The organism is Tenacibaculum sp. MAR_2010_89 (assembly GCF_900105985.1).
Taxonomy (GTDB): Bacteria; Bacteroidota; Bacteroidia; order Flavobacteriales; family Flavobacteriaceae; genus Polaribacter; species Polaribacter halocynthiae.
Map to the genome: position 1 here is coordinate 226,765 of NZ_FNUB01000005.1, position 18,081 is coordinate 244,845.

An 18,081-nucleotide genomic window follows, 5' to 3' on the forward strand; every position below is an offset into this window, starting at 1 on the left:
ATCAAATACTCTTTAAAAGTAAAATAGTTTAACTAAAAAGCTATAATTACAATTTCAAACATAAATTCTAAAGCTCTCAATTGAGAGCTTTTTTTATGCTTTTTTGTATCTTTGTAAAAACTTTTTTGGATGAAAAAACATTTTCCTCTTATAGTAAAAATTTCATTAATTTCTGTTTATTTAATTTTTTTAGCTGGTTCTGTTGTTCGTATGACTGGATCTGGAATGGGATGCCCTGATTGGCCAAAATGTTTTGGATATTACATTCCACCAACTTCTGAAGAACAAATTACCTGGCAACCTAATACCAATTATAATAAAGGGATGATTATTGTTAAAGATGATATGCTATTTGTTGCCGAAAACAATATAAAAACTACTAATGAATTTAATACTAATAATTGGGGAAAATATACCAAACACTCGTATGCTAAATTTAATAAATATCATACCTGGACAGAATACATAAACCGATTAGCATCAGTTTTATCTGGCTTTGTCTTTTTATTTTTAATAGTTGGAGCAAGTAAATTCTGGAGAGAAAATAAAACAATTCCTTTAGTAGCCTTTGGAGCTTTCTTTTTAATGTTATTTGAAGCCTGGCTAGGAAAAACTGTGGTTGACACAAATTTAAAACCAACTGTTATTACTATTCACATGGTTGCCGGATTAATTATTGTTGCTTTATTATTATGGCTTTTATTTATAGTTTCAGGAAAAAACCAAGCAAAAGTAAGTTCAGACGACACTCCAAAATACAACTCGTTATTTAATAAACTTTTAATAGCTTCAGTAGTTTTTTCATTGATACAAATTGCTATGGGAACACAAGTAAGACAGTTTATCGATGAACAAGTAAAACTATTTGGATTCGATAATAAAGAGTATAGTTTAATGGAACCTAATTTTAAATTTTACTTTCATAGATCATTCACTATAGCTATTGTATTAGTTAACTTAGGAATGTTTTATCTAAACCAAATTAAAAACTTAGGTTATAATTTAGTAAACTGGATTCTTTTTCTAATCTTTTTAGAAACCATTACAGGTATTTTAATGTACTATGCTGAATTCCCTTTAGGAACACAAGCAACTCACTTATTAGCTGGAGCTATTTTATTTGGGTTACAATTTTATTTATGGTTGCAAAGTAAAAAAACGTTCACTAATTAAAAACAAAATAAAGCCAAAACCAAAGTACTGGTAAAACCAAAATGGCACTATTAATAGCACTTTTTAAATAAGAATATTGATTAAATTTCTTTAACCCTAAAACCAGAATTTTAAGGGATAATAGACTAAAAACAATAGCGTTCCAAAAACTTAATAGCCTAAAACTATCAAAATCTACCATTTGACTAGTATACATTCCTCTTAAAACAAATTTAAAAGAATCTCCTATAATTATAGGGATTAATGCATAAGCGTATAATGAGCAAATTTCAACATAAGACGCTTTCCCTTTTAGTAATTTCCCTATCTTATGGATAATTAGACTAAAAATAATTCCTAAAAATACACTTATTAAAATAGCTAGAACAAGAAGATACAAGTTATAAAAAAAAGAATATTTAGCGTTTTCTTCATGAAAATTAAGAAGAAATCTTACAATACTAAAAAAAGAAAAAATAGTTAACGTTTCTCTATATAAATCATCTTCATATTTATCATCTAAAATATCTATACCTTTTGATGTTTTAAACATCAAATAAAATATCATTCTCATTCTTGTAGCAATTTCTTTTTTAACTTCTTCTTAATTCTCCCACTGAAGACTTTCCATCATACGAATCATATCTTTTTTAATATGCTCTACAGCTGGTAAAATAGAATCATAATTTGGTTTTATATAAAAAAACAAAGACCCTTTCATAAAATGCTTGGTACTATCAGTTACATGAAACTGTATTTGTGATGCAGCATTCCCTGCTATCTCACACATTTTCCCATATACCTTATTCTCTTTATTAGAAAAATCTCTCCATGAAATATGATCAGCTTTCACAGTATGTTCTAGCACCAATTTTTCAGCCTCTACTAACAACTCTTTTAAATTATTATCTATTGGTCTATAGGTTATGTCAACAGATGCTTTAAGTTTTGGATACTGAATTTTCAACCAATTTTTAGGTAAATCTTTTATAGTTGCACTTTTTGCTACATCAAAATAATAAGGCTTACTCATGTTCAACTTATTATACCCCAACTCTGGATATTCTAAACTTAAATATGCTTTAGGCTTTGGTGTAGTTTCTTCTCCACAACTTATCATTATAAGTGCTACTAAAAGCAAAAGTGTTTTACGCATTTCGTGTTGCTTTAACTTGTTTTATCCGTTTTTTATCTAACGCTTCAATAGTAAACGTATAATTACTAAAGTTTATTTTCTCTCCCTTTTTAGGAAATTTCCCTGAAACTTCTAAAATAAATCCAGCTAAAGTTTCACTCTCACCTTTTTCTTCTTCAAACTTTTCTTCGTCATCATCTCCTAAAACTTTACAAAAATCTCTAATTGTTATTTTTCCATCAAAAATATAATTGTTTTCATCTAACTTAGAATATGATAAATCTTCATCATCAAACTCATCATTAATATCACCAACTATTTCTTCAATTACATCTTCAAGTGTAACAATACCACTAGTTCCTCCATATTCATCAACAACAATTGCTAAATGTTTTTTCTTCTCTTGAAATTCACTTAATAAATCATCTAATTTTTTATTTTCAGGAACAAAAAAAGGTTCTCGAACTAAAGATTGCCATTTGTAAGTAGTTTTATTTAAATGCTGCAGCAAGTCTTTTGCATATAAAACACCTACAATTGTATCAATATTTTCATGATAAACAGGATTACGCGAATACCCATTTTTTAAAATAATTTTAAGTACTTCTGCATAACTAGTTTCATCAGAAATAGCACAAACATCGGTTCTTGGTTTCATTATTTGTACTGTTTCAGTATTTCCAAAAGTTACTATTCCTTCTAAAATTTTCTGCTCTTCCTTTGTAGTGGCATTATCTGATGTTAATTCTAACGCCTGAGATAGTCTTTCAACTGACAAATTATTGTTTTTATTTCCTAGTTTATTTTCAACAACACTTGTTAACTTTATAAGCGGAGAACTTAATGGTGTTAAAATAGCATTTAACAATTGTATCGGTTTTGCCATAAAATTAGCAAACTGCATAGATCTTCTTGTTGCATATACCTTAGGTAAAACCTCTCCAAACAATAAAATTAAAAAGGTCACTAATACTACTTCAATAAAAAACTTCACCCCAGAAGATAGTTCGCTAAAAAGAACTTCACCAAGTGAAGCAAAAATTAGAACTATTAAAATATTTATAAAGTTATTAGTTATTAATATTGTTCCTAACAGTTTCTTAGGATTCTCAAGTAGCTTTACAACAATACTTTTTCCTTTCGATTTTTCAGAAAGGTTATCAATTTCAATTTGTGAAATAGAGAAAAAAGCAACTTCTGTTCCTGATATTAAAGCTGAACAGATTAGTAAAACTAGTAAAACAACAAAATTAAGTGTTGTTAACCAATTAATACTTAAATAGATATTTAAAAACAGTTCGGGGTCTGGGTCCAAAATTTAAATTTTAATTAAACTAGAATGGTAAATCATCGTCTTCACTTGAAGCAACTTTAATATTTTCATTATTATTTGCCTGAGGTTGTGTTTGGCTTTGCTGAGGGGAAACCATAGCATTAGGATCTTTCTTAGTAGACAAGAAAGTCATGTCCTGTACCTGTATCTCAGTAGTATACCTTTTTTGGCCATCAACCTCATACTGACGATTTTTAATACGTCCTTCAATATAAACTTTATCTCCTTTTGTTAAATATTTTTCACAAATTTCAGCCAATTTATTACGTACCACTATATTATGCCATTCAGTGTTCGTTATTTTTTCTCCTGTTTGACGATTGGTATACGTTTCATTAGTAGCTATAGGAAAACGACCAATTGCATTTCCTCCTTCAAAATAGTGCATTTTTACTTCATCTCCGAGATGCCCAATTAAAATAGCTTTGTTTACTGTTCCAGCCATAGCTTTATAGTTTTGTGTAAAATCAAATATACGAAAATTACTTTTCTAACTTTAAAAATTCATTTAAAAACTTGTCTATTAAAACAGGTACTGGTTGTTTTTTTATTTCTTTCCAATTTGTAGTTGCTTCCTTTATAAAAGAAGTATTAACAATCCAAAATTGAGTATATAAATGTTGATGTGATAGTTTATGAATTATTTCTTTTTTATTGAATAGCTTAATAGAGGTCTCTTTTGAAAATAAATTTTTGAAATCATCTAAATCAATTAATTCATTAACATCAATATATTTTTCAGTTTCAATTAAAGGAAACTGATATAATCCTTCCCAAATACCTTTTCCTTTTCTTTCTTCTAAAATTGTTTCATTAGTATCTGTTACAACCACTAAATAATTAAAAAATCTCTTTTTAACTTTTAGCTTCTTTTCCTTTTTTGGCAATTCTTTTACCAAATCTGAATTGAAAGCAATGCAACTTTCTGAAAACATACAACTATCACATAAGGGGTTTTGTGGCTTACAATGTAATGCTCCAAAATCCATAATGGCTTGATTGTAATTTCCGGGGTTTTTAACGTCAATCAAACTTTGAGCTAATTCTTTAAACTCTTTAATTCCTTTAGTTATATTAATAGGTGTTTGTATTCCAAAATAACGTGACAAAACTCTATATACATTCCCATCAACAACAGCAACAGGTTCATTATAACATATAGAAGCGATAGCTGAAGCGGTATAATCGCCCACTCCTTTCAACTTTAACAAAGTTTTATAATTATCAGGAAACACTCCATTTAATTCATTTGCAATGTGCTTTGCAGTGTAATGTAAATTCCTTGCTCTAGAGTAATAACCTAAACCTTGCCATAGTTTTAACACCTCATTTTCTTCAGCTTTTGCTAAATCGAAAACTGTTGGAAAAGCCTCTGTAACCCTTAAAAAATAAGGCAATCCTTGCGCAACTCTTGTTTGCTGTAACATAATTTCGCTTAACCAAATGAAATAAGGATCTTTTGTTTTTCTCCAAGGCAAAGATCTATTATTTTGTAAATACCAGTGTATTAATTCTTTATGAAAAACCATCAAATAAAATTAGTTCTACAAAACTACTGTATTTAGTTTGTTTTTTTTTAAGTTTAATTTTTTTCGGAATAGATTAATTATCATATATTTGCATCCTCAATTTTTAAAGAAAACAAATCAAAATATATTTACAATGACAAAAGCAGATATCGTATCTAAAATTTCAGATAAGAGTGGAATTGAAAAAGCAGATGTATTAGCAACTGTTGAAGCATTCATGGAAGAGGTAAAAGAAGCATTAGAGAATGGCGATAATGTTTATTTAAGAGGTTTTGGAAGCTTTATTATTAAGCAAAGAGCAGAAAAAACTGGTAGAAACATTTCAAAGAACACAACTATTAAAATACCAGCTCATAACATCCCTGCATTTAAACCTTCAAAAGTTTTTACTGAAGGAGTTAAAGCTAAAGTAGCTGTAAAGTAATTTTGTAAATAAAAGTATTAACCGAAAACCAAGTATCATTGGTTTTTATAAAACATTATTAATTATGCCAAGTGGTAAAAAAAGAAAGAGAGCTAAGATCTCTACACACAAAAGAAAGAAAAGAGCAAGAGCAAATCGTCATAAGAAAAAGTAAGCTATCGCTTACTTTTTCTTCGTTTGCTAAATAGCTTACAAAAGTTCATTGACATTAAGGTTTAAACACCTTAAAACGGTATTAAAAATACCTGTTTACAAATTTTAATCCGTCTTCGTATAAAATTACGTTGGCACAAAAACTACATTCAGATGAAAACAGAATTAATAATTCGTTCAAATTCTTCTGATATTGATTTTGCCTTACTAAGAGATGGTAAACTTATTGAATTAAATAAAGAAACAAGCGACAATAAATTTTCAGTTGGAGATATTTTTCTAGCAAAAATTGGAAAAGTAATGACTGGTTTAAACGCCGCTTTTGTAAACGTTGGATATCCTAAAGATGGTTTTTTACATTATCATGATTTAGGGCCACAAGTACAATCTTTAAATAAATTCATTAAGAAGGTAAGCACAGGTAAATATAAAGAATTCACTTTAAAAAACTTTCGTTCTGAAGATGATATCAATAAAGACGGAAGCATTAATGATGTACTAAAATCAGGTCAAAATTTATTAGTACAAATTGTAAAAGAACCCATTTCTACCAAAGGTCCTCGAATTAGTTCAGAGTTATCTATTGCTGGTAGATATTTAGTATTAGTTCCTTTTTCTAATAGAATTTCAGTTTCACAAAAAATAGCTGATACCAAAGAAAAAGAACGTTTAAAAAGATTAGCAAAAAGTATCAAGCCAAAAGGGTTTGGACTTATTTTACGTACTGTTGCTGAAGGTAAAAAAGTAGCAGAACTAGATAAAGATTTACAAAACTCTCTTGAACGTTGGAAAACAACTTGCAAACACATTGCAAACACAAATACTCCAACTAAAATATTAAGTGAGTTAAACAGAGCATCTTCTATTTTAAGAGATGTAATGAATGATTCTTTTACAAACATAGTAACCAACGATGAAGCCTTAAAGGTTGAAATTAAAGAATACCTACAGGAAATTTATCCTGAAAAAGAAAAAATTGTGAAACTACACAAATCACAGATGCCTATTTTTGAGAAATACGGTATTGAAAGACAAATTAAAACATCGTTTGGAAAAACAGTTTCGATGAGCAAAGGTGCTTATTTAGTTATTGAACATACAGAAGCTTTACATGTTATTGATGTAAATAGTGGAAATCGTTCAAACAAAGCATTAAGTCAAGAAGAAACCGCTTTAGAAGTCAATTTAATAGCTGCCACTGAAATCGCTAGACAATTACAGTTAAGGGATATGGGTGGTATAATTGTTGTTGACTTTATTGATATGAAAAGTGCTGAAAACAGACAAAAACTATTTCAGCATTTAAAAGAAGCGATGGCTTTAGATCGTACAAAGCATAAAATATTACCTCCAAGTAAATTTGGATTAGTACAAATTACAAGACAACGTGTAAGACCTGAATTACACATAAAAACAAGAGAACCAAATCCTAATAAAAATGGAGAAGTTGAAGCTCCAATAGTTTTATTAGATAAAATTGAAGCAGAATTAGAGCGTTTAATTAACAGCGAAAAAAACTATACTGACATTACTTTAAATGTACATCCTTTTATTGCTGGTTATTTAACTAAAGGTCTAAATTCTATTCGTTTTAAATGGTTTTTAAAATACAAAAAGTGGATTAAAATATTACCTAGAGATGCCTACCAATACTTACATTATAAGTTTTTTTATAAAAAAACTAAAAATAATAATGCTAAGTAAGGTTTAATCTTATTATGAAATAAAAAGCCCTTTCAATTACTTGAAAGGGCTTTTTTTGTACTTAAAAACCACATATTTCATTCTGAAATGAAGTATGTTTTTGGTTTTAAAAATACTTTTGTAAAAAACTTAAAACCATGAATTCAAAAAAAATTATTCTATTAAATTTTAAAGAAACCAGAAGACGCAGTATTAACTTGTGGAATGGAATTCCATTAGAATATTTAAATTGGAAACCAGATCAAAAAGCATTTACTTGTATAGAAATGGTTCGTCATGTGTTAGAAGCTGAACATTTATTTCACACAGTTATAAATAATAGAGGTAATTTAGGCACTTATATTTCTCCCTGGAAAAATTTAGAATATATCAATGTAACTCATGAATTAAGGTTTGCAGAGAATTACAGAAATGATTTTTTTAGTATGATTGAAAATTTAAATGAGTTAGATTTAGAAAAGATTACAATAAATAGAACAGAGGTAAATCAACATAAAAAATTAGGAGATTATTTAAATAGAATGGTGTATCATGAAGCTGTTCATACAGGTCAACTATTAAGCTATTTAAGAACTTTAGGAGTCAAACGTCCACAAATTTGGGATTGATAAATTATGGAATATTTAGAGAAGGATTTTAGCGAAATTGCTGCTTTATTAGGTGATAAAGCAAGAGCCAAAATGCTATGGAATTTATTAGATGGAAGAGCATACACAGCAACTGAATTAGCCAACTGTGCAGATGTATCTTTACAATCTGCTAGTAATCATTTATCAAAATTACTTCTCAATAATATCTTAATTGTAGAAAAACAAGGCAGACATCGTTATTATAAGTTTAGCACACCAGAAGTTGCTCAAGTTATAGAATCAATGGCTAGTTTATTATCACTAAACACTAATTATAAAAAAATAAAAAGACCAGCAATAACAGCATTTACATATGCTAGAACCTGTTACAAACATTTAGCTGGTGAAGTAGGTGTTAAAATTACCAATGCTTTACTTGAACAAAACATAATTAAACCTTCAGAAAAAAAATATCTAATAACTAGTTATGGAGAAAACTGGTTTTTAAAACTTGGTATCCAAATAGAAATTACTAAAAATACAAAAAGATCATTTGCACATCAGTGTTTAGATTGGAGTGAGCGTAAACATCACTTAGCTGGTGCTTTAGGAGATGCTTTATTAATAAAAATGTTAGAGAAAGATTGGTTTAGAAAAAATAAAAATACTAGGAAACTTATTTTAACAACTCATGGAAAACAAGAAATTAAGGAGCTTTTAAATATTGATTTATAATAATCTTCAATTATTAATAAACATACTGTTTAACTAATATCATACTATTACTATAATATTAAAACCCTACATTTGACTTAAAATAAAAAAAAGTTTTATGATTGGAGGCTTATTAGTTATACTTCTTTGCTTGTATTTTATTAACAAAAACATCAATACAAAATTTGAAAAATTAGAAGATACAATTGTGAACCTTAATAAGAGAATAAGGTACTTACAACAAAAAACAACTTCGCAAGAACAAAAAACTAATAGTATCAAAAAGGATCCAGTTATAAAAAAACCAGATTCTATTATTGAAAAACCTATAGTTAACAAACCTATAGATGACATTTCTAAAAAAACTACAGTTACTGAAACAATTCCTGATAAATCTTCTTCAGTTTTAAAACTAAAACCAACAAAGAAGGAGGTTATTGAATCAATATCAAAAGTAGTTTCAGAAAAAACAAAAACTGAACCTAAAAAACCTTGGTTTGAAACATTTAAAGAGAAAAATCCAGATTTAGAAAAGTTTATTGGAGAAAACTTAATTAATAAAATTGGTATTCTAATTTTAGTGTTAGGTATTAGCTTCTTTGTAAAATATGCTATTGATAAAGATTGGATAAATGAACCTGCTAGAGTTGGTATTGGTATTTTATGTGGTTCACTTGTTATGGCAATAGCCCATAAACTAAAGAAAAACTATGTCGCTTTTAGTTCTGTTTTAGTAGCGGGTGCTATTAGTATTTTTTATTTTACTATCTATATTGCCTTTCACGAATATCAATTATTTAGTCAAACAATTGCTTTTAGTATTATGGCAATTATAACAGCTTTCAGCACACTTGTTTCTGTTACATATGATCGTCAAGAGCTAGCAGTTTTATCATTAATAGGTGGTTTTGCAACACCTTTTATGGTTAGTACTGGAGAAGGAAACTATGTTGTGTTATTCACTTATATAGCTATTTTGAACATAGGTGTTTTAGGTGTTTCCTATTTTAAAAAATGGAGAATAGCCACCATTCTAGCTTTTATTTTCACCATATTATTGTATACTGGATGGTTAGGTTCAAAAATAAATGATCCTTCTTTTTCACATAAAGGAGCTTTACTTTTTGCTACTCTTTATTATTTTATATTTAGCATTACCATAGTTTTAAACAACCTTAAAAATAAAGGTGTTTTTTCAACTATTGAGTATTTTATATTTGTTGCAAATACGTTCATTTTTTTCGGAATTGGGATGGTTATTTTAAAAGATATCAACTCGAATTTCACAGGAATTTTCACCTTATTGTTAGCTATTTACAACTTGGTATATGCTATCATTTTATTCAAAAAATTCGGATTAGATAAAAATGCGATATATTTATTAATAGGTTTAGCTCTTACATTTGTAACATTAACGATACCTATTCAATTCGAAGGAAACCAAATTACTTTATTTTGGGCATTGGAATCTGTATTATTATTTTGGTTATCCCAAAAATCAAAGATTAGTTCTTTTAAATTTGGCGCTATCATTGTACAAGTTTTAACCATTATTAGTTTACTAATAGATTGGGAAAGGTATTACTCTAGTGAAAGTTTCACTGTAATCTTTAATCCTTTATTTATTGCTGGGTTTATCGTTAGCGTTTCTTTATTCATAATATATAGGTTATTAAAGAAAGAAAAAGACGTTATAACAAGGTTTTTTACTTTCTCAATTAAGTTTTATAAAAATGTATTAGTATTAGCAACCGTCATTATAACCTATTTTACCGGTCTTTTAGAAATTAATTATCAAGCGCATCAATTTATAAGTAACCAAGCATCTGCCATATCATTTCCTGTGATGTATCATTTTGTGTTTGTTTCTCTTATACTTTATATAGCTTCTTTATTTAAAAAGAAAAACATTTCAAAAGGAGCTTTGATAGTAAGCACTATTTCTATTATTTTATATATCGTAAACTTTTACAAATTACCAAAAACAGAAATTATTAATAACCTTGTTGAAAATACAACTTCTAATTACGCTTTCTATTTTCACTACATTATTTTAGCTTGTTTATTTTATTTTGGAAATCAATTACTAACAACAACAACTTCTTTATTTACTATAAATACTAAACAGAACAAATGGCTTCCGTGGTTATTTACTTTTGCAATAGTATATGTATTAAGTAATGAAATAATGGTTCATGGTTTATATCTATCTAATAGTTTAAGTAGTGATGAAATAACAAATCAATTTTCTGACAGTGAAAATAATTGGTATGAAAAATTTAATTATGCAAAAAAACAAATAAACAATACAGCTACACAAATTATAAAAATTGGGTATCCTATTCTTTGGGGTGTGTTCTCTTTCATTTTTCTAATTATCGGTATTAGAAAACAATGGAAAAATTTGAGAATTATAGCATTATCATTATTGGGGCTAACAATTTTAAAACTGTTTATTTACGACATTAAAAACGTTTCAGAAACAGGAAAAATAATTGCTTTTATCCTTTTGGGTATTTTAATATTAGTTATCTCTTTTGTGTATCAAAAAATAAAAAAATTAGTAGTAGATGAAAATTCAGAAGATGAAAAAATATAGTTTTTTTATAACTTGTTTAATAGCTATAAATAGTTTTAGTCAAAATTATAAAGGAACGTTAGAAAAAACAAACTATAATGGTTTACATACATTAAACCTCAACACAAAAGTACGCTCGGCAAGCACTGATAATTTTTCTTCTTTAAGAATTAAAGATGTCAATAATAATGAGGTTCCTTATATTATTGTTTCGTCATCAAATAAAAATTTTACTGTTTTTAACCCAATCAAAATCACCACGAACAGGGTTGTTAAGGATTCTATTACTAGCATTGAAATAGAAAACAATACTAACACCCCTTTTGAAGAATTAGTATTAGAGATCGTAAATACTAAAATCACTAAAACATATAGTGTTTTAGGAAGTAATGATTCTAAAAAATGGTATGGTTTAGTTTCAAATAAAACCTTATCAAATATAAACTCATCAAATAACACATCGGTAAAAAAAACTATTCAATTTCCTTTAAATAACTATACGTTTTTAAAAGTTATTTTTAGTGATAAAAACTCATTACCTATAAATGTTATTGGTGCAGGAGTTTATAAAAACAAGTTTTTTAAAACCTCTTCAACTAAACTAGAAAACTATAAAAAAGAAACAGTTTTTCTAAAAGAAAAAAAAGTAACTCGTATTAAATTTTCAGCAGAAGAATCTCATAAAATAAATACTATTTCCTTTAAAATTAACACTGAATATTTTCTGAGAAAGGCAAAAGTATTTGTACAAAGAATACATAAAGTAAAAAAAAGAGAAGAAATATATACCAAAATACTTTCTACTTTTGAGTTAAATGCCAAAAACGAAAACACATTTACTATTACAAATTTAAATGAAAAAGAGTTCTTTATTGAAATTGAAAATGACGATAATCCACCGTTAGACATCGAGCATATTCAATTATTACAAAAGCCAAAGTACCTTATTTCTAATTTAAAAAAGGATGGAATTTACACTCTAATAATAGATACCACTCTAACTAAACCTAAATACGATTTAGGAAACTTTATTTCTGAAAACACTAAAGTAATTAGAGAAATAGCTGTAGCAGATTTTTCAATTATTACAAAAACAACAAAACCTAGTAAAGCCAAAAGCTTTTGGCAAACTACTATTTTTATGTGGATTTGTATTGTTATTGGTGGTATATTGGTAGTTTATTTTGCTTTAGGGTTGTTAAAAGATGTAAATACTCAGGAGACAAAATAGATTTTAATTTTACTAGAAAAGAATTATTAAAAAATGAATAAAGAATTATTTGAAAAAGTTATTGATAATTACGAAAGTTTAAAATACGGACTTTTAGATGCTCAAACTTTTAATGAAGCTCATTATGGTTTTCCTGAGGTATATTATAAAATAATGGAAACTGATGAGCAAAGAGTGAATGCTTTTAAAAAGGCTTTTGAATTAAATAATAATTTTAAAGATGCTGTAGTTTGTGAAATAGGAGTAGGAACAATGCCTTTAACAAAATTATACATGCCTCATGTAAAAAAAGCCTATTTAATAGAAAACAATCCTGATTTAATTCCATTTATAAAAAAAGAAGTTGCCAAACATCCATGGGCAGCTAAAGTAGAAGTTATTTTTGCAGATGCCTTAACTGTTGAACTACCTGAAAAAGTAGATCATGTTATTGGTGAATTGATGAGTATTTACTGTGCTAATGAATTTCAAGTACAAATATTTCAGCACATGCGTAATTACTTAAAACCTGAAGGAAAGTTGTTTCCTAACAGAATTGTAAATTTTGCACGTTTATGTGAAGCAGAAATCGATGAAGATATTCATCATTATCCTGTAATGTTTACCAGGCATCAACCAATGTTTTTATCACAACAATTTTTAGTAAACGAAATTGAATTGTTAAAAGAGAAAAAACAAGGTGTAAAGCTTAGCTTTTCTGTTCCTGTTTTATTTACAGGAAAAGTGAATGCCTTGTATTTAGAATCGTATGTAGAAGTTAGTGAAGGAGCTAATTTTACAGGTACTGATAGTTTAATGCCTCCAACAGTATTAAAAACAACTAACACACTAGATGTTAAAGCTGGCGATTTAATCCACATTGATTTTAGTTTTGATTATGGTTCTTCACTTGATAAAATAAGCTGTTTTTTATCGTAATTACCCACATTTATAAAAACAAAAAAGAGCCTGTAAATATATTTCACAGGCTCTTTTCTTTATAAATAGTCATAAAAATTACTCAATTTGTGTTTTAATTTCTAAAAACTAATATTTTTCTAAAATTAAAAACCCTGAAAATCAAAAGATTTACAGGGTTTTGAGGTGTCGAGCGGATTCGAACCGCTGTAGATGGTGTTGCAGACCACTGCCTAGCCACTCGGCCACGACACCTAATTAATTAGGACTGCAAATTTACATTTTTTATTGTTTAATCCAAATGTTTTTTAACTTTTACGAACATCTTTTAAAACAATAACAACTTCTTCAACATTTCCGCCTATTGGAGGGTTAATTTTAGCAACACTTACCTCAGCTTCATCTACCATTGGTATTTCATGAAAAACTCTATCTAAAATACGTTTTGCTACATGTTCTAATAGCTTCGATCGTATTGCCATTTCTTCTTTTACAATATTGTTTAAATGTACATAATCAACAGTATCGGTAAGCTCATCTGTTTGTGCCGATTTTTGTAAATCAGCCTTTACTTCTATATTAACTTTATATTCCGAGCCAATTTTAGCTTCTTCATCTAAACATCCGTGGTTTGTATACAAACGAATGTTGTTTACACGTATTATTCCCATAAGAACAAAGGTATATTAAAAATAGCTGTATTTTTATCAAAAGAATTGAATTTATTAGAGAATTTTGAATAGAAAAAAGTTTTTACAATTAGCAGGATTATCATCGGTGTCAATGGCAATGAAGCCAATAACAGATTTAGAAAAAATAATGGATGTGCTACCAAACACACCTAAAATGCCAGTGCTTTTTCTTGGTCATGGGACACCTATGAATGCTATTGAAGAAAATAAATACACCTTAGGTTTTAAAAAAGTTGCAAAAACATTACCTAAGCCTACTACTATAATTTGCGTTTCTGCTCACTGGTTAACTAAAGGGACAAAAATTACTGCTATGGAAAATCCAAAAACAATTCATGATTTTGGTGGTTTCCCTCAAGATTTATATGATGTAAAATACCCTTCAAAAGGTAATTCCTCTTTAGCTAAAGAAACACAAAAAATACTTTTACCGAACACTAATCTAGAGTTAGATTATGATTGGGGATTAGATCATGGTGCTTGGTCAGTATTAAAACACTTGTATCCAAAAGCAGATATTCCTGTACTACAATTAAGCATTGATTATTACAAGCCTGCCCTGTATCATTTTGAATTAGCTAAAAAGCTAACAAAACTTCGTTCTAAAGGAGTTTTAATTATTGGTAGTGGTAATATTGTACATAACTTAAAACGATTAGATAGTAACACCTCTAAACATGATTGGGGAAATGTGGCTAGAGAAAAATTAAACAACTTAATTTTAAATGAAGATTTCAATCCTTTACTAGATTATCAAAAATTAGGAAAAGAGGTTCAACTAGCAATTCCTACTCCTGATCATTATTATCCATTAATTTATGCATTGGGTTTAAAAGAAAAAGGAGAAAATATTGAGTTATTTAACGACTCTTTACAAACTCCTAAAATAAGTATGACCTCTTTAAAAATAAGTTAAAAAAACCTTTCTAATTAAAGAAAGGTCTTTTTACTATTATTTTATTTCAAATTTTTGTTTGGAACTATTCATTACAGCTTTATATTTTCCTTTCGGTAAATAATAAACACCATTTTTTGCTTTTTTAAGAACTGCATCTTCTTGCTTTTTTAAATAAGCCTTCTTTCCTTTCTTAGAAAAAGAAACATCGAATGAAACTTCGTTAAACCCTTTTTCAGCATCTACTTCAATTTCATTAATCAAAGTATCTTCATTAAATATATTTATAGTAACTTTCTTAGTTGAATTTACATAAAAAGGGATTTTTAATTTAGGAGTATTTGGTTTTAACCATTTACTCCATGAGTTCCCCCAATAAGAACTTTTTCTAATATTTCTTATTTTAAATAAAGCATCTTCATTTTCAGCTTTCAACTTTTGTAGCGAAGTAATGTTTGCTTTGTATATACTTCTTCCATGAGTACCAACTACTAATTCTTTTGCTTTCGGTTGAATTACTAAATCATGAACTGCTACATTTGGAATATTAGTAAACGAATGCCATTGTATTCCTTTATTTAAAGTAACGTACAATCCATTATCCGTTCCAACATATAATATATTTTCTTTTTCAGGATCTTCTTTAATAACATTCACTGGAGATGTTGGAATATTTCCAGCAATACTCGTCCATGTTTTACCATAATCATCCGATTGATAAATGTATGTAGTAAAATCATCAAAACGATATCCATTTAAAGTAGCATATACACGTTCTTTTTTATGCTTTGAAGCAATTACTCTACTTACCCAAAGGTTTTGAGGCAACGTATTCGAAATCTTCTCCCAAGTACCTCCACCATTTTTTGTAATATGAATATACCCATCATCAGAACCAACATAAATTACCCCAAACTGAAAAGGACTTTCAGAAATACTTGTTAATGTTCCATAAGCTACATTTCCTCTTTTACCACCTTGAGTTAAATCGCCTGAAATAGTTTCCCAATTACTTCCTTTGTTTAAAGAACGATGTAATTTATTACCTCCTAAGTATAAAATATCTTGATTATGTTTTGACAACTGAATTGGAGTTTGCCAATTAAATCTATAAGGATTTTCTCCTAAAGTATGTTTTGGTTGTATATACGTTTGCCTTCCTGACTCTCTATTTATTCGATAATAATTACCAAATTGATATCCTGTATAAACAATATTTGGGTTTCTATCATCAACTGCTACTTGCATTCCATCACCTCCCATTAAACTCTCATATGGGTTTTTACCGGTTTGCTTCCACCTTTTATTAACCTTCGCATTATTATTGGCTACCCAAACTCCATTATCTTGCAAACCTCCATAAATTTTATAGTTTTTTTGATTATCTGCATATACAGAGTAGAATTGTCCTACTGGAGGAGTATTAAGTTTTATCCAACTTTCCCCATCATCATATGAAATATTTAAACCTCCATCATTTCCTTCAATTAAATGACCTTGTTTTTTAGAGTTCACCCATAAAGCTTGATGATCAGCATGAACATTTTCTTTACTGATAGATTTAAATGTTTTTCCTCCATCTTTAGATTTTAAAATAGGAACTCCTAAAACATAAATAGCATTCTTATCTTGAGGATCTACTCTTACTTCTCCAAAATAATATCCATACGAATAATATAAATCATCTAAATACCCTTCATGTGTTTTCTTCCAAGACTCTCCTCCATTCTCGGTTTTAAAAACCTCAGCTCCAATTACTGGTGTATCAAATAATAAAGAGTTTGCATTTTCTAAATATTTAGCTAAATCAATTGGCTTTACGGATCCAGACCTTACCATTTGTTTTACATTTTCAGCTCTATATTTCTCTTGGAATCCATTCATTTTTAAATATGAATTCAACTTTTTATCTTTTAATTTTAAAAACTCTGCTTTTGACATAGTTTTAAAATCGTCTTTTGTTAAAGCATTTGACTTTCCTTTTTTCTTCTTTCCTTTTTCTCTTCTAAATTGGTTGTCATGAAAAGCATACACCGTATTTTCATCAAAAACTGCTAAACCAATTCTTCCTACTCCATTTCCTTCAGGAAAACCATTGTCTTTCGAAATTTTAACCCAAGTACTCCCTGCATCCATACTCTTGTATATAGCAGAATTTTTTCCATCTCCATCAAAATTCCATGCCTTACGTTCTCTTTCCCATGAAGCAGCATATAAAACATTAAAGTTATTTGGACTCTGTTGAACATCAATAACACCAGTATTTTCGTCAACAAACAATGTTTTATTCCATGTTTTTCCTCCATCTGTAGTTTTAAATATTCCTCGTTCGTTATTAGATGAATATAAATGACCAATTACACCAATAATAACTTCGTCAGAATTATTAGGGTTAATTAATATTCTACCAATATGATGACTATCATGTAAACCTACATTTATCCATGTTTTTCCTTTATCTGTTGATTTTAAAATACCTATTCCAGCATACGACGAACGCGATGAGTTGTTTTCACCAGTACCTACCCAAATAGTACCCTTTTTCCAATCTACAGCAATATCTCCTACATTTTGGGTTGGCGAATTATCTAAAACTGGAGTAAAAGTAGTTCCATTATTATTGGTATACCATACACCCCCAGAAGCGTAGCCCACATAAAATTCAGTCGTATTATCAGGATTTACATCAATATCAACAACACGTCCACTCATTACAGTAGGACCAATGTTCTCGAAAGGGATGTTTTTTACAATAGAAGCTTTACTTAACTCTTCTTTTTTAAGTAGAGCTTGCTGTATTGTTTTTGCGGAAGTTGGAACTTGTTGTTGACCTAAAAGTGTAAGAGAAAACAACGCTAAAATTGTTTTTAAAAGCGTTTTCATTAGTTATAGTTTGGTTTTTCAGGTTATGAAATTACTATAACTAGTATCGAATTCAAAAAAATTAACAGAAATTATGATTCCCTTCAACTTCTTGACACATTTCTACAATAAAAAAATTGTTAGCTTTGTAATGTCCTCATTTAAGGATTGTACGTATGAAATTTAATTGTTAGTAGATACCTATAAAGGATA

The 18,081-nt window shown here is 28.4% G+C and carries 16 protein-coding genes and 1 tRNA gene; 9 read left to right on the forward strand and 8 right to left on the reverse strand.

Features of this window, described 5'->3' with window-relative positions; genetic code table 11:
• Positions 1-129 precede the first annotated feature (129 nt).
• Complete coding sequence (locus BLV71_RS04670; protein ID WP_093869426.1) at positions 130-1,173, forward strand: COX15/CtaA family protein; 1,044 nt, start codon at positions 130-132, stop codon at positions 1,171-1,173.
• Here the strand turns inward: BLV71_RS04670 and BLV71_RS04675 are convergent.
• The 5 genes from BLV71_RS04675 to mutY are packed head-to-tail and all read right to left on the reverse strand — an operon-like array spanning position 1,166 to position 5,149.
• A complete protein-coding gene (locus BLV71_RS04675) occupies positions 1,166-1,720 on the reverse strand; it encodes a Yip1 family protein (protein ID WP_176974352.1) in 555 nt (184 codons plus the stop codon). The two genes, BLV71_RS04670 and BLV71_RS04675, sit on opposite strands and share 8 nt — an antisense overlap.
• A 36-nt stretch (positions 1,721-1,756) precedes the next feature.
• Positions 1,757-2,308, reverse strand: coding sequence for a gliding motility lipoprotein GldD (gene gldD, locus BLV71_RS04680; RefSeq protein WP_093869428.1), 552 nt, complete (start codon positions 2,306-2,308; stop codon positions 1,757-1,759).
• A complete protein-coding gene (gene gldE / locus BLV71_RS04685; RefSeq protein ID WP_093869429.1) occupies positions 2,301-3,602 on the reverse strand; it encodes a gliding motility-associated protein GldE in 1,302 nt (433 codons plus the stop codon). Before gldE ends, gldD begins: the two co-directional genes overlap by 8 nt.
• A gap of 19 nt (positions 3,603-3,621) precedes the next feature.
• Complete coding sequence (locus BLV71_RS04690; RefSeq protein ID WP_093869430.1) at positions 3,622-4,065, reverse strand: single-stranded DNA-binding protein; 444 nt, start codon at positions 4,063-4,065, stop codon at positions 3,622-3,624.
• Between the two features lie 37 nt (positions 4,066-4,102).
• Entirely contained in the window at positions 4,103-5,149 is a 1,047-nt protein-coding gene (gene mutY, locus BLV71_RS04695) for an A/G-specific adenine glycosylase (protein WP_093869431.1), read from the reverse strand.
• A gap of 133 nt (positions 5,150-5,282) precedes the next feature.
• Here mutY and BLV71_RS04700 point away from each other — a divergent pair, with 133 nt between their 5' ends.
• From BLV71_RS04700 to BLV71_RS04730, 7 genes are all read left to right on the forward strand, one after another.
• On the forward strand, positions 5,283-5,573 hold the full coding sequence (locus BLV71_RS04700) for an HU family DNA-binding protein (RefSeq protein WP_093869432.1): 291 nt from the start codon (positions 5,283-5,285) through the stop codon (positions 5,571-5,573).
• A gap of 306 nt (positions 5,574-5,879) precedes the next feature.
• Complete coding sequence (locus BLV71_RS04705; protein ID WP_093869433.1) at positions 5,880-7,430, forward strand: Rne/Rng family ribonuclease; 1,551 nt, start codon at positions 5,880-5,882, stop codon at positions 7,428-7,430.
• Between the two features lie 137 nt (positions 7,431-7,567).
• Positions 7,568-8,038: a DinB family protein gene (locus BLV71_RS04710; protein WP_093869434.1), complete on the forward strand. Its 471-nt coding sequence runs from the start codon at positions 7,568-7,570 to the stop codon at positions 8,036-8,038.
• Positions 8,039-8,044: 6 nt separating this feature from the next.
• Positions 8,045-8,734 (forward strand): ArsR/SmtB family transcription factor, encoded by a 690-nt coding sequence (locus BLV71_RS04715; protein WP_093869435.1) that lies wholly within the window; start codon positions 8,045-8,047, stop codon positions 8,732-8,734.
• A gap of 97 nt (positions 8,735-8,831) precedes the next feature.
• On the forward strand, positions 8,832-11,312 hold the full coding sequence (locus BLV71_RS04720) for a DUF2339 domain-containing protein (protein WP_093869436.1): 2,481 nt from the start codon (positions 8,832-8,834) through the stop codon (positions 11,310-11,312).
• Positions 11,299-12,522: a hypothetical protein gene (locus BLV71_RS04725; RefSeq protein ID WP_143032757.1), complete on the forward strand. Its 1,224-nt coding sequence runs from the start codon at positions 11,299-11,301 to the stop codon at positions 12,520-12,522. Before BLV71_RS04720 ends, BLV71_RS04725 begins: the two co-directional genes overlap by 14 nt.
• 33 nt (positions 12,523-12,555) lie before the next feature.
• Positions 12,556-13,440, forward strand: a complete 885-nt coding sequence (locus BLV71_RS04730; protein WP_093869438.1) for an rRNA adenine N-6-methyltransferase family protein — start codon at positions 12,556-12,558, stop codon at positions 13,438-13,440.
• Between the two features lie 163 nt (positions 13,441-13,603).
• Here the strand turns inward: BLV71_RS04730 and BLV71_RS04735 are convergent.
• Positions 13,604-13,674: transfer RNA gene (locus BLV71_RS04735), tRNA-Cys, on the reverse strand.
• A gap of 53 nt (positions 13,675-13,727) precedes the next feature.
• Positions 13,728-14,090 (reverse strand): dihydroneopterin aldolase, encoded by a 363-nt coding sequence (folB, locus tag BLV71_RS04740; RefSeq protein ID WP_093869439.1) that lies wholly within the window; start codon positions 14,088-14,090, stop codon positions 13,728-13,730.
• Positions 14,091-14,208: 118 nt separating this feature from the next.
• On the opposite strand from folB, the gene ygiD reads away from it, so the two are divergent.
• Positions 14,209-15,027, forward strand: coding sequence for a 4,5-DOPA-extradiol-dioxygenase (gene ygiD / locus BLV71_RS04745; RefSeq protein WP_093871958.1), 819 nt, complete (start codon positions 14,209-14,211; stop codon positions 15,025-15,027).
• 36 nt (positions 15,028-15,063) lie between these two features.
• Here ygiD and BLV71_RS04750 read toward each other — a convergent pair whose 3' ends face one another.
• The gene (locus BLV71_RS04750) at positions 15,064-17,889 is read right to left on the reverse strand and encodes a WD40/YVTN/BNR-like repeat-containing protein (RefSeq protein WP_093869440.1); all 2,826 of its coding nucleotides are present in this window, start codon (positions 17,887-17,889) and stop codon (positions 15,064-15,066) included.
• Positions 17,890-18,081 lie beyond the last annotated feature (192 nt).

Coding starts and splice junctions, on each gene's coding strand:
- BLV71_RS04670 (WP_093869426.1), top strand. CDS start 130: ATGAAAAAACATTTTCCTCTTATAGTAAAAATTTCATTAATTTCTGTT.
- BLV71_RS04675 (WP_176974352.1), bottom strand. CDS start 1,720: ATGATATTTTATTTGATGTTTAAAACATCAAAAGGTATAGATATTTTA.
- gldD (WP_093869428.1), bottom strand. CDS start 2,308: ATGCGTAAAACACTTTTGCTTTTAGTAGCACTTATAATGATAAGTTGT.
- BLV71_RS04690 (WP_093869430.1), bottom strand. CDS start 4,065: ATGGCTGGAACAGTAAACAAAGCTATTTTAATTGGGCATCTCGGAGAT.
- mutY (WP_093869431.1), bottom strand. CDS start 5,149: ATGGTTTTTCATAAAGAATTAATACACTGGTATTTACAAAATAATAGA.
- BLV71_RS04700 (WP_093869432.1), top strand. CDS start 5,283: ATGACAAAAGCAGATATCGTATCTAAAATTTCAGATAAGAGTGGAATT.
- BLV71_RS04705 (WP_093869433.1), top strand. CDS start 5,880: ATGAAAACAGAATTAATAATTCGTTCAAATTCTTCTGATATTGATTTT.
- BLV71_RS04710 (WP_093869434.1), top strand. CDS start 7,568: ATGAATTCAAAAAAAATTATTCTATTAAATTTTAAAGAAACCAGAAGA.
- BLV71_RS04715 (WP_093869435.1), top strand. CDS start 8,045: ATGGAATATTTAGAGAAGGATTTTAGCGAAATTGCTGCTTTATTAGGT.
- BLV71_RS04720 (WP_093869436.1), top strand. CDS start 8,832: ATGATTGGAGGCTTATTAGTTATACTTCTTTGCTTGTATTTTATTAAC.
- BLV71_RS04725 (WP_143032757.1), top strand. CDS start 11,299: ATGAAAAAATATAGTTTTTTTATAACTTGTTTAATAGCTATAAATAGT.
- BLV71_RS04730 (WP_093869438.1), top strand. CDS start 12,556: ATGAATAAAGAATTATTTGAAAAAGTTATTGATAATTACGAAAGTTTA.
- folB (WP_093869439.1), bottom strand. CDS start 14,090: ATGGGAATAATACGTGTAAACAACATTCGTTTGTATACAAACCACGGA.
- ygiD (WP_093871958.1), top strand. CDS start 14,209: ATGAAGCCAATAACAGATTTAGAAAAAATAATGGATGTGCTACCAAAC.
- BLV71_RS04750 (WP_093869440.1), bottom strand. CDS start 17,889: ATGAAAACGCTTTTAAAAACAATTTTAGCGTTGTTTTCTCTTACACTT.